Genomic DNA, 12,155 nt, shown 5'->3' on the forward strand with positions numbered 1-12,155 from the left:
GATTCGCCGCCGCGATCAGCGCGGGAACCGCCGCCGCATTACCTGCCGTGTTGGCCGCCGCCACGCCGGCCACGCCTGTGCCGCCCGACAGGCGATCGGTGAAATACAGTGGAATTCCTGTCAGGACTACTACCGCCAGTCCCAGTCCGATGCCAAGCAAGCCTGCTTGCCATACTTTATGCAGGTCAAGACTCGCTCCCAGCGCAAGCGCGAAGAACGGGATCATCACGGGCACCGCGCGCGCAAGGAAGTCGCGCATTTCGCGATCCAGGTTGCCAAGCAGCATGCCGACCGCGAGCGGCAAAATACTGCCGACAAGCGTAGGCCAGGGAAACGCGGCGAGCCCCGCGACGCCGAGCGTGACCATCGTCAGGAACGGTCCCGATTCCAGCGACATGATCGTGTACGCGCCCACATCTTCGGACCTCCCGTATTGCCCCATCAGCGCCATGTAGAGGCCGCCGTTGGTATCGTTCATCGCAGCGACCACTGCGAGCGTCGAGATGCCGGCGAACAGGCCAGACGAGATGGGTTGCTCCCCAAGGAAATGCCCCATGACGATACCTACGACAATCGCCGAGCCGATCTTCGCCGCGAACAGCGCGCCGCCTTTCTTCAGCAGATAAGGGGTCGCCTTGACGTCGATGCTTGCACCCATACATACATAGAACACGGCCAGGATCGGCAGCGCGCCGGTGAAAAGCGCGCTGGTGAACGAGCCAAAGAACTTGGGCATGCCTGGAAGGAAAGTCGCGACTAACGAGCCGATGAGCAAGGGCACGATCATCATGCCGCCGGGAACACGCTCGATTGAGCGCTTGATGGGAAGCTGGGCCATACGGGTCTCCTGTTTGACGAGCGAATCCGAGTTCAATGCTCGAATCGATCACGTGTTTGATTGAAACAGTCAAAAAGAAGTGTAATCCCGTCTTGAGAAATGCGCAAACTGATCGTTTCGATGATCGATCTGATCATTTGTCATGAGGGCCACCGACGGCCGTCCATCCATTGCTGTTCTCGGCAGATCAGTGAATCAGCAAAAAATGTGTCGTTCGGGCGTCTGCGGCGCACTGTTCCTCCCGCGCCAAACGCGATCAAACATGCTTTCCCGACCGCTAATAAACTAGCAATATGACCGCTGAAAAACTATCGACTTCCAATTCGCTCGACGGCTTCCATCCGGCCGTCGCGGCCTGGTTCAGCCGGCATTTTCCTGCACCCACGGAGGCGCAGAAGCGCGCCTGGCCGCTGATCAAGGCCCGCAGTTCGACACTCGTGGCCGCGCCGACCGGCTCGGGCAAGACGCTGACGGCGTTCCTTGCAGCAATCGATGAACTGGTTCGGGAAGCGTTGGCGAGCAATAAGCCGCTACCCAACGAGACGACCGTGGTCTACGTCTCGCCGCTCAAGGCGCTTTCCAACGATATCCGTGTGAACCTGCAGGAACCTCTCGCTGGCATTTCTACCGAGCTGGAACAGATGGGCCTGCCGCCTGTCGAGATTCGCGCGGCCGTGCGGACCGGCGACACCACGCCCCAGGAGCGCAATGCAGTAAAAAAGCGCCCGCCGCATATTCTCGTTACCACGCCCGAATCGCTCTATGTGCTGCTGAGTTCCGATTCCGGCCGCACGATGTTGTCGACGGTGCGTACGGTAATCGTCGATGAAATCCATGCCGTCGCCGGCAACAAACGCGGCGCTCATCTCGCGCTGAGTCTCGAACGCCTCGACGCGTTGTGCGTTGAACATGGGCACGAAGCGCCGGTGCGGATCGGGTTATCGGCGACGCAAAAGCCGATCGAACTCGTCGCGCAATTCCTGACCGGCAACCGGGCGTGTTCGATCGTTGATGTCGGTCATGTGAGGAAGCGCGATCTCGCGCTCGAACTGCCGCCTATCCCGCTTGAAGCCATCATGTCGAACGATGTGCGCGAGCGTGTGTATGACCGCCTCGCCGATCTCATCGCGCAGCATCGCACCACGCTCGTGTTCGTGAACACACGCCGGATGGCCGAGCGGGTCGCGCGCCACCTTACCGAGCGGCTTGGCAAACCCGCGGTCGCGGCGCATCACGGCAGTCTCGCGAAAGAGCAGCGGCTGGACGCGGAGCAGCGGCTCAAACGCGGCGAGTTGCAAGTGCTGATTGCAACGGCTTCGCTGGAACTCGGGATTGATATCGGCGATGTGGATCTGGTCTGTCAACTCGGTTCGCCGGGATCGATCGGCGGGTTCTTGCAGCGTGTCGGGCGCTCGGGGCATCAGGTAAGCGGTACGCCGAAAGGGCGGCTCTTTCCGGAGTCGCGCGACGATCTCATTGAATGCGCGGCGCTGCTCGATTGCGTGGCACGCGGTGAACTCGACGTGCTGCATATTCCCCAGGCGCCGCTCGATGTCCTCGCGCAGCAGATCGCCGCCGAAGTGTCGTGCCGTGAGTGGAACGAGGACGCGCTCTTCGAACTTGTGCGCAATGCGATGCCGTATGCATCGATTGATCGGACGCAGTACGACGCAGTTCTGCGGATGCTTGCCGAGGGTTATACGAGTCGGCGCGGTGTGCGTGGGGCGTACGTGCATCGGGATGTGGTAGCGCGTAGTTTGCGCGGCCGGCGTGGTGGCAGGCTGACGGCGGTGACATCGGGTGGAGCAATTCCGGATAATGCCGACTTCGCGGTATTACTAGAACCGCAAGGCTTGCAGATTGGCACGGTCAACGAGGACTTCGCGGTCGAAAGCCTGGCCGGCGACGTGTTCCAGCTCGGCAATGCGTCGTACAAGATCCTGCGCGTTGAGGGTGGCCGAGTGCGCGTGGAAGACGCGCATGGCCAGCCGCCGAACATTCCGTTCTGGCTCGGCGAAGCGCCCGGACGGAGCAATGAATTGTCGGCGGCGATCGCGCGTTTGCATGCGCAAGTGGACGCGTGGCTGTGCGAATTCTCACTCGACATCACGATCACCAAGCTGGCTGATCAAACCGGTATCGGTGAAGAAGCGGCGCGGCAGATCGTGGATTATCTGGCGCGTTCGCGATCTGCGCTTTCCGTTCTCCCGACCCAGGACGTGTTAGTCATGGAGCGTTTCTTCGATGCCTCCGGCGGCACGCAACTCGTGATTCACGCGCCGTTCGGCAGCCGCGTGAACCGCGCGTGGGGCCTCGCGCTGCGCAAGCGTTTTTGCCGCACATTCAACTTCGAATTACAGGCCGCGGCGACCGAAGACGCGATTGTCCTGTCGCTGACGGGCAGTCACAGTTTTCCGCTCGATGAAGTCTGGCGGTATCTCCATTCCAATACCGCGGAACACATGCTGATCCAGGCGCTACTCGACGCGCCGCTGTTCGGCGTGCGCTGGCGCTGGAACGCGACCAACGCGCTCGCGTTGCCGCGCTACGCAGGAGGCCGTCGGGTCGCGCCGCAATTGCAGCGCATGAAGAGCGAGGACCTGCTCGCAACGGTGTTTCCCGATCAAGTGGCGTGCGTCGAAAACGTGGTGGGCGAGCGTGACGTGCCGCGTCATCCGCTGGTCGATCAGACGATCGATGACTGCCTGCACGACGCCATGGATTGCGACGCTTGGCTCGCACTGCTGAGGCGCATAGAGAGTGGCGACGTACGGCTCGTCACGCGCGATTTGCCCGCGCCGTCGCCGTTGGCGGCTGAGGTTTTATCGGCGCGTCCTTACGCCTTTCTCGACGATGCCCCTATCGAGGAACGCCGTACTCAGGCCGTGCTTGCACGAGGCTGGACCGATCCGCAATCGAGTGACGACCTGGGCGCGCTCGACGCCGATGCGATCGCCGGCGTGCGCGAAGAAGCGTGGCCAACGGTGCGCAACGCTGATGAAATGCACGAGGCGCTGTCGGGGCTTTCATGCATCACTGACGCCGAGTCTCACGCGAACGATGGCTGGCCAGCGTGGCTGCAACAACTCGCGGCGTCTGGGCGCGCGACGCGTTTGCAGGTGACATCGGCAGATGGGTTATGGGTGCCTGTCGAGCGCCTGACATGCTTGCGCGCTGTTCATCCCGTCGCGCCGATGCAGCCGCCGCTGACCCCGCTTCCCGGTTTCGATGAAGCGTGGACCGAAGACGATGCGCTCGTCGAGATCGTGCGTGCGCGTCTGAGCGGCTTTGGTCCTCTGTCCGCGCCTGTTATTGCTCGCGCTTTGGCGGTGCCGGTTTCGCCGGTGGCGCTCGCATTGACCCGCCTCGAAGCTGAAGGTTACGTGATGCGCGGCCGCTTCACGCCGGCTGCAACCGACGAAGAGTGGTGCGAACGACATCTGCTGGCGCGTATTCATCGATACACCGTGCGGCGTTTGCGGCGCGAAATCGAGCCGGTCGAGTTGCAGGATTTCATGCGTTTCCTGTTCGACTGGCAACACGTCAGCGCGGATGCCAAGGCCGATCCGCATGGCGACGGTCACGACGCGCTGATGCTCGCGATCGAACAACTCGAGGGCTACGAAGCGCCTGCGGTCGCGTGGGAAGATGAGATCCTGCCTGCACGTTTGAGCGCCTATTCGATGACCTGGCTCGACAATCTATGCCGCTCCGGCAAGGTTGTCTGGAGCCGTCCGGGCGCTCGTTCGCGCAGTTCGGGCGGTCCGGTGCGCACCACGCCGATCGTGCTGCTGCCGCGTCGCAACCTGGCGGCGTGGAATCCGCTGATGCAATCGGTGCAATCTGCCGAACCGTCATCGCGCGCGCAACTTGTCTTCGACGCGCTCACGCAACACGGCGCCATGTTCTTCGATGAACTGCGTTCGGACGTTCGCCTGCTGGAGACCGAACTCGAAACCGCGCTGGGCGAACTGGTGTCGCTGGGGCTGGTGAACGCCGATAGCTTCGCCGGCCTGCGCGCGTTGCTCGCGCCGGCCGCGCGCCGCAACAGTTTCGGCCGACGGCCACGGCGCGGCGGGCGGAGCCATTTCATTGGGGGGATGGACGACGCCGGGCGTTGGGCGTTGCTGCGCCGCTCTGAAAACAGCGCCGCGCCCGGCACCGACTCGATCGAGCATGTCGCCATGACGCTGTTGCGCCGATACGGCGTGATCTTTTGGCGCTTGCTTGAACGCGAGGCCGACTGGCTGCCGCCGTGGCGCGACTTGCTGCGAGTTTTTCATCGGCTGGAAGCACGCGGCGAAATTCGCGGCGGCCGATTCGTGGCGGGTCTGGCGGGCGAGCAGTTCGCGTTGCCCGAAGCCGTGCCGCTTTTACGCACGATGCGCAACCGGCCCGCCGACGGCAGCTTCATCGCGATAAGCGCGGTCGATCCCTTGAATCTCGCCGGCACCTTGCTGCCCGGGGAGAAAGTGCCGGCGCTGCCGGGTAATCGCGTGTTGTATTGCGATGGCTTGCCGGTTGGGGCGGTTATCGCGGGGAAAACGCGTTTCCTGGTGGAACTCGATGCGCAATCGCAAGAGCGCGTGCGCTGGCATCTTGTCCGGCGCAGCTTTGACCGAATGCCTGCTTCCGCGTTAATGCCAAGCCTGACAAGCCGCTGAAAAGAAGCAGCGTCGGTTCACGATAAAGGCTTTCGATAAAACGTTGATGTTCTTGCTTAACTTTTCTTGCCAGACATTACGTGGGTAAACCGGATTGTCAAATCACAAGCGAGCAAGACAACCCCGTCCCTTTTTAAGGCAAGTGGAATGAAAGTTCTAATCAGGGCGTTGAAGCTGCTTCGCCGATTCCCGCGCATTTCCGCGCGGGCCGCATTATCGATTCCATGGTCGTTTGGCGATCAGCATCTTGCCTGATTTGGCGTGCATCGGCGGGCGGCGGTATCTTGCAAGTCACTGTCCCGCTTGACGCTGACAGTAAAAGAGCGAATCGGGATATAGCGACAATTCCTCGTTCCCTTCAGGTCGTTTAAACCCATGCTAAAGTTTTATCGCTGAAACGCCGTTAATTTCTTTGTGATGCCGGGTAATGCCAAAAGCCGAACCCGGCAAATGTGGAAAATCAAGTCGAACCCTGTTATGGAGGCTGAAAAACGCCATGTCCACACCCATCAGATTCGACAGTGCCGATTTCCCCGAGAATGACGCGGAGGAAATCTGGCGCGAAGGACTCGACGCCATCTTCGAGATCCAGCGGCCGAAAGATCCGTCCGTGCCGTTTCGCGCGAGGATGGAAAGTTGGCCCTTGGGTTCAATGCTGCTTATGTCGCATGTCGTGGGTGGAGACGTCGAATTTCAGCGCAGCCGCCGCAGGATAGCGACCTCCGGCATCGACCATTACCTGGTGCACTGCCTGCTTGACGGCACACTGCTGTCGACCTTTGGCCGGGACATCCAGGAGGTGTCGCTCGGGTCGGTCGTCGTGCGCGACCTCGTCGTCGAAAACGTCGGCTTCACTCGCGACGCGCCCATGCTGACACTCACTATCCCGCGCCAGGCCATCGACCGGCGCACGGGCGGCGCGTTGCGCCTGCACGGCTTGTCCTGGGAGGCTGCCGACCCCATCGGCCTGCTGATCGCTTCGCATATGCGCAGCCTGGTGAGCGTCGCGAGCGCGATGGACGACGAGCAGGCACGCGTGGCGGGCGAAGCGACGCTGGATTTCGTCGCGGCGTGCGTGCTGCGGCGCGCCGAGCGCTGGGAGCAATCCGGCGACCCGCGCCTGACGCCGGTGATTCGCGCGCAGGCGCTGAGTTTTATCGAAGGCAATCTGGCGGATATGGGCCTCGGCCCGGCGAAGCTGCGCGAAATCCTGAAGGTGTCGAGAACGGCGCTCTACGAACTCTTTGAACCGATGGGCGGCGTGGCGGAGTATGTACGTGCTCGCCGGCTCGATGAAGCCATGCGCCGGCTTGAATCGCCACTGCATGCGCGCGAACTCATTGGCGCAATTGCCTGCGCGGTCGGCTTCATGAGCGAATCGACGTTCAACCGCGCGTTCAAGGAGCGATTCGGCTGCACGCCGACAGAAGCGCGCAGGGGACGCGCAGCCAGGGTGTCGGCGGGCGGCGGCGCCCACGCTGGGGCCGGCAGCACGAGCCATCGAGGGGAAGCGCGCGGCGTCGGCGTCAGGACCGCTGCGACGATCCGCAGCCTCGGCGGCTAAGCGCGTAAAGAGGATGGGTAGAGGCTGCGTAAAGGAATGCGTAAAGAGGGTGTAATCGGACCGTAACAGCGGGTAAACAATTCGTCGACGGGCCGAACGAAATGGGCGAAACGAGCGGACGGAATGAGAGGGAGGTGGGATGCGACGAGGGCATCATTGCCGAACTTTCACGCTGGCGTCGTGGACGGTATCGACTCCGTGTGGAGGCGGTGAAAAGGAGACCCGTGTTTTCGCGGTCGTACTGCGTTGCGAACCGCTGGCCGCTTTCGGCGGAAGACCACGCGCTCCGGGTGCGTGTCGCGGGCGCCTTCCGCATTGAACGGATATCAGGGCTCGTCACGCTTGGGCGGTCACATCAAGCGCCACTGCGGCGACCCCAGTAGATCACTGCAGCCACGCCGCACAGGCTGTGACCATGCCGGGTCTCAACGATCGCCAACACGGCAGCGGACGGAACGCGATGCAATGGCCGTCTCCGCGCTTTCGGGCCCGACCGTGCCTGAATGCTGAGCAGCGCAGGGATCGCCGGCTGAGAGAGAAGGCGTCGCCAGGACGCTTCAAGGCGAAATACGCGTTGCGGGAGATGTCAGCGACATGCAACCCGCCGCGTGTTCGACCCTAAACCAAAAATAATGTGACCTCGGGAAAACTCATGTGGCTGTTTGCATTGTTCCAGGCTGAAACTTCCTTCGGGCGTATCGTCAAGACGCTTGTGTTCGGCGCTGCGGCCGTTGCGTTTTATTTTGGTTTTACCTCTACGCCGCAGTCGAGTGCCCAGGTCGCGGTATCCCTTGCGGTAATCGTCGCGCTCTGGCTGCATGGTTATCGTGAAGGCAGGCGGGTGTCGTACGCATCGGCGCAATGCAATGCCGAGATTCGCGAAGACGAGGGCCGAATCCGGGTAGCAGGCGGCGGTGTCGATCTCACCTTGCATCTTGTGTCGCGAACGCTCACGGTCAAGAAAGTGGCGAAGCGTTTCGTTTCGACTGATGCCCCTGGCGAGTTTCAACGCTTGCGCTCCGGCCGTTTCGAATGGCCGTTCCGGGTGCTGGCGGTTGAGCCTCAGCCTGAGCCGAAAGCCGGGAGCCTTGGCGCGGTGTCCGGGATTTCAGAACGATGGGCTGGTGAGGCGGCGGCGTCCGATGTGGGTATCGACGCGGATACACATACCAGCGCAACCGCGGCGCCGGTTGGCGCACGTGAGACTGCCGTGTACTGGAAACACCCGGGCCAGGGCGATCGCCTGCTGTTTTCGGTGACTGGCCCGGCAGAAAAGTACGAAGCCATAGAGCGCGCATTTTCGATCTTCGCCGCGTGGATCGATAGCGAAGACGAAGCGCGGCGCGCGATCGAACGCCGGAACAACGCTGAGGCGTGGCAGCGGGACTGGGAAGCGAAACGGCTGGCGGAAGAACTCGACCACGCGCGGCGCAGGGGGGACAGCCCCTTCGATGAAACCGATCCGCACATGCGCATCATGGCTAAATCGGCCAAAGCCATCACGCCCTCGAGCAGGTGGTAGCCGCCGTCCATCCGTGCGCTTGAAATGCACTAGTCGCTTGGCGGAGTTTTATTGCCCGGACGGCGTAAAAACGCGCAGACGATGGCCGTCGGGGTCCAGCGCGACGAAGGTAAAACCGAAATCCATTTCTGTCGGCCGCTGGATGATTTCCAGGCCGCGCTTGACCCAATCGGCGAAGAGACTGTGCACGGTGTCGTTGTTGTCCACCGGGAACGCGAGTTCGCCGCCGCCACCTGCCGCCGCAGGCGACGCGGGTTCGACCGTATGCCTTGACCACAATCCCAATTTGAGACCCGACTCCAGGATGAACATGGCGAACGTCGGGGAAGATTCGACGGGCGTTTTGCCGAGCAGATCAGCATAAAAATCGGCGCTGACGGACGGGTTATCCACGTACAGGATGATGAAGTTGGGATCAGTCATGGTGTGTGCTCGCGAAGGGTCGAAGGAACTGGCCGGCGTGTGAAGCCGGGAATCCAGCAACGAGCCGGGGTTTATCTGCCGGTGCTGAAGTCGAACCCATCGTAAGCTTGACTGCTGCCAGTTTCTGTCAGGAGTGGCGCTTCGCACATTCATCGCTCTTCATCTTGGTTCATTGGGCATTGCCACTTGGTCACGGCTCCCCAGTCGAAAGTCCGATCGTCAAGACATTGTGCACGGTGTACTCTAAAAAGAGCAGTCTGTGAAGCTTGAAAGCCATGTGTGAAGGGGACTTTACAGGATTTTCGTGCTAGAGTGACTTCGAGGCGCTACTGACACAATTGAGGGAGCAATGAAACTTGAAGATCGAATCGTTCGTTCGATTTCACAAAGGAAGGGACCCGTCATACTTCGCTCCGAGGTCGCCCCCCTGGGAAGTCCCGCGCAGGTTGGACGGGTGTTGTTGAAGCTTGTCAGCGACGGCAAACTTGTCCGCGTTAGTAAAGGGGTGTTTGCGAAAACTGAAATCAACAAATTTACGGGTACGCCAACTCCAGCGGCAACTTTCGAAGTCATTGCTGCAGAAACCCTCCGGAAGCTCGGCATTGAGATCACCCCAGGATGGCTGGCCCGCGAATATAACAATGGGCGGTCGACCCAAATCCCGATGGACAGCATCGTCAACACGGGAAAGCGTCGCATCCGCCGCAAAATCCAGGTCGGACGTCGAACCGTAAAGTATGAGAACGATCACAAGCGAGTGGAAGTCTGACATTGAGCAAGCTGCAACTGCCGATCTATTAGGGAATTTGCCTGCTGCAGCGGCAGAAAAAGATGTTCACATCACTGACGCGCTAAGGGGACTGTCGCGAATCAGGATTGTGCATACGGCCCACAGAACCGGCCAAAAGAAGGGTGACCTGCGTCCGGCTACGGTCGATATCGCAAGCCAGCTTGTTTTCGCTGGAGGCACCTGCCTATCCAAGGCGCATGGGCTGATTGAGCGCATGTCCGAAGACATTGATATCAAGGTCGTACTTGAGGAAGTGCCGGATGGCTACGCGCTACCCAAGCGCCAGTCCGACAGGGCGCGGCTTGGTGATATCCAGACCAAGGTGTGCCATCAACTTGAATCTATCGGCTTTACGCTCACGGTTGTTGAGGACGAGAGCAATCCCGTCTCGCGCGACAATCGGCGCTATTACTGCCTGGCGGTCGATTACAACCCCGAGTTTAGGGATATCTCCGGTGTGTTAAGGCCTCAACTGAAGGTCGAGCTCATACACCGGCATCCAAAACTCGAACTGCAAATGCTGGATTTTGGCTATCTGGCCGACCGGTTTATTGGCCGCGAATCCATTGAGCGTATGCAAGTGCTCTGCATTTCGATTGCGGAAACGCTTGCTGAAAAGGTTCTTTCTTTACTACGACGCTGCGCCTGGTATTGGGATGGCTATCAACGCGGTGACTTCGCTACGGCGTTGGTTCGCCACATCTATGACGTGTGGCGGATCAATACATCTTCGCCCGAGGCGGTCGACGAAGCGGGAGAAGTGTTCGAAGCCTTGGTGTTGAAAGACTTGGAGGAATTCGAAGGGCAGAACCCTGAGTTCGACGCCGACCCTTATGCGATCCTCCGCCGTACGCTGGCGCGTGCTGCTACGGATGACGGACTCAGGAGAAATTTTGATCAGCGGCTCGTCCCGCTGTTATTTGCAGAAGATAAACCGTCTTTTGACATTTGCTTCTCGAGTTTCAACGCTGTCGCCGAAACTCTTCTCTCCACCCAGGCAGTTATCCGGTAAGACTACCAGATAGACTCACGTCCACCCCTCACGCCAGCGCCGCCGCAACGACCGCCGACAAATTCCCGATCGAAAAAGGTTTTCGAAGCAGCGAGATATTGTTGCCCATCGCGGCATCGAGGGCGGAGCTGTCCGCGTAACCGCTCGCGAAGACAATGGGCATGTGCATACCCTGGGACCTCGCCAGTTTCGCGACCGTAGCGCCATCAAGATGCGGCATCGCGAAGTCCAACACGAGCAAATCGGGTGGATCGCTCGCCATCATATTGAGCGCCGCGCGTCCGCCCGCCGCCGAGTCCACGCGATACCCCAGCGCGACCAGCGTTTCGACCATGAAGGTACGAACATCCGGATCGTCATCGACGACCAGGATCCGCGGCGCACTCCGGTCACTCGCATTGACAATTGCCGCCGCCGACGAGTCCGGTGCGGCGGCTGCAGCGGGTGAACGCCGCAGAAACAAAGACACCCGCGTGCCACGCGGACTGCTCTCGATCTGCGCATGGCCGCCCGCCTGCTGGCAGATGCCGTACACCTGGGCGAGGCCAAGACCGGTTCCCGCACCCAGTTCCTTGGTGGTAAAAAACGGCTCGAACGCCCGGGCCGCGACATCAGCGGGCATGCCGGTGCCTGTATCGGCGACGCTCAATTCCACGTAGTCGCCATCGGCGAGATCGGCGTCGTCCGTGATCGTCCACGCTACCGTGCTGATGCGCAGCATGCCGCCCGTGGGCATCGCGTCCCGTGCATTGATTGCCAGGTTGAGCAACGCGAGTTCGAGCTGGGTTGCATCCGCCACGACCAGGGCGTCATCGTCGCCGAGTTCCAGTCGCAGGTCGATCCCGGCGCCCAGCGTGCGGTCGAACAGGTCGGCCATGCCGTGCACGAGCTGCGCCAGCCCGACGGGTTTCAATTCGAGTTTCTGAGAGCGCGAAAATGCCAGCAACTGCGCGGTGAGCTTGGCGCCGCGGCTGACGGCCCGAATGGCGTTGCCGGTCCAGCGCAGCACGCGCTCGGGGTCCGACGGCGAGCGTTTCACGAGTTCCAGATTGCCGTGAATGGCTTGCAGCAGGTTGTTGAAATCGTGGGCCAGGCCGCCGGTCAACTGACCCACCGCCTCCATTTTTTGCGCCTGGTGCAGGCGGGCTTCCATCTGCCGTTGCTGCGAGAGATCAGAGATGACGCCGCAGATCAGGCGGTCCTGGTCGCGTTCGGCTTCGAGCGCCTTGAAGCTGCAATAGACAGGGGTTTCCCCATCGGCCGACAGCACCGTCAGTTCGTCGCGGGCAGTGCCGGTCGTGCTTTCGCGGATCAACGCCTGCAGACGCGCGTGCTGGCTATC

8 protein-coding genes are annotated in these 12,155 nt (G+C 61.1%); 5 read left to right on the forward strand and 3 right to left on the reverse strand.

The features are described 5' to 3' along the window. The coding region (locus tag JWR14_RS37815; protein WP_299719836.1) for a 2-keto-3-deoxygluconate permease at positions 1 to 838 on the reverse strand (838 nt) is incomplete at its 3' end. A gap of 293 nt (positions 839 to 1,131) precedes the next feature. Between JWR14_RS37815 and JWR14_RS37820 the strand changes: the two genes are divergently transcribed. The 3 genes from JWR14_RS37820 (at position 1,132) to JWR14_RS37830 (ending at position 8,588) form a co-directional block, all read left to right on the forward strand. Next, entirely contained in the window at positions 1,132 to 5,502 is a 4,371-nt protein-coding gene (locus tag JWR14_RS37820; protein WP_299719838.1) for a DEAD/DEAH box helicase, read from the forward strand. Positions 5,503 to 5,998: 496 nt separating this feature from the next. Further along, the gene (locus JWR14_RS37825) at positions 5,999 to 7,066 is read left to right on the forward strand and encodes an AraC family transcriptional regulator (RefSeq protein ID WP_299719840.1); all 1,068 of its coding nucleotides are present in this window, start codon (positions 5,999 to 6,001) and stop codon (positions 7,064 to 7,066) included. 652 nt (positions 7,067 to 7,718) lie between these two features. Continuing rightward, a complete protein-coding gene (locus tag JWR14_RS37830) occupies positions 7,719 to 8,588 on the forward strand; it encodes a hypothetical protein (protein WP_299719842.1) in 870 nt (289 codons plus the stop codon). Positions 8,589 to 8,636: 48 nt separating this feature from the next. On the opposite strand, the gene JWR14_RS37835 is transcribed toward JWR14_RS37830, so the two are convergent. Then, a complete protein-coding gene (locus JWR14_RS37835) occupies positions 8,637 to 9,011 on the reverse strand; it encodes a VOC family protein (RefSeq protein WP_299719844.1) in 375 nt (124 codons plus the stop codon). A 349-nt stretch (positions 9,012 to 9,360) separates the two neighbouring features. On the opposite strand from JWR14_RS37835, the gene JWR14_RS37840 reads away from it, so the two are divergent. Then, positions 9,361 to 9,780, forward strand: coding sequence for a DUF6088 family protein (locus JWR14_RS37840; protein WP_299719846.1), 420 nt, complete (start codon positions 9,361 to 9,363; stop codon positions 9,778 to 9,780). Continuing rightward, positions 9,749 to 10,813: a nucleotidyl transferase AbiEii/AbiGii toxin family protein gene (locus JWR14_RS37845; protein WP_299719848.1), complete on the forward strand. Its 1,065-nt coding sequence runs from the start codon at positions 9,749 to 9,751 to the stop codon at positions 10,811 to 10,813. Before JWR14_RS37840 ends, JWR14_RS37845 begins: the two co-directional genes overlap by 32 nt. 28 nt (positions 10,814 to 10,841) lie before the next feature. On the opposite strand, the gene JWR14_RS37850 is transcribed toward JWR14_RS37845, so the two are convergent. Further along, positions 10,842 to 12,155, reverse strand: a 1,314-nt coding sequence (locus JWR14_RS37850; protein ID WP_299719850.1) for a response regulator, incomplete at its 5' end; no start/stop codon positions are given.

The sequence above is a fragment of the Caballeronia sp. genome, assembly GCF_028292365.1.
Taxonomy (GTDB): domain Bacteria; phylum Pseudomonadota; class Gammaproteobacteria; order Burkholderiales; family Burkholderiaceae; genus Caballeronia.

Coding starts and splice junctions, on each gene's coding strand:
- JWR14_RS37840 (WP_299719846.1), top strand. CDS start 9,361: ATGAAACTTGAAGATCGAATCGTTCGTTCGATTTCACAAAGGAAGGGA.
- JWR14_RS37830 (WP_299719842.1), top strand. CDS start 7,719: ATGTGGCTGTTTGCATTGTTCCAGGCTGAAACTTCCTTCGGGCGTATC.
- JWR14_RS37845 (WP_299719848.1), top strand. CDS start 9,749: ATGAGAACGATCACAAGCGAGTGGAAGTCTGACATTGAGCAAGCTGCA.
- JWR14_RS37820 (WP_299719838.1), top strand. CDS start 1,132: ATGACCGCTGAAAAACTATCGACTTCCAATTCGCTCGACGGCTTCCAT.
- JWR14_RS37835 (WP_299719844.1), bottom strand. CDS start 9,011: ATGACTGATCCCAACTTCATCATCCTGTACGTGGATAACCCGTCCGTC.
- JWR14_RS37825 (WP_299719840.1), top strand. CDS start 5,999: ATGTCCACACCCATCAGATTCGACAGTGCCGATTTCCCCGAGAATGAC.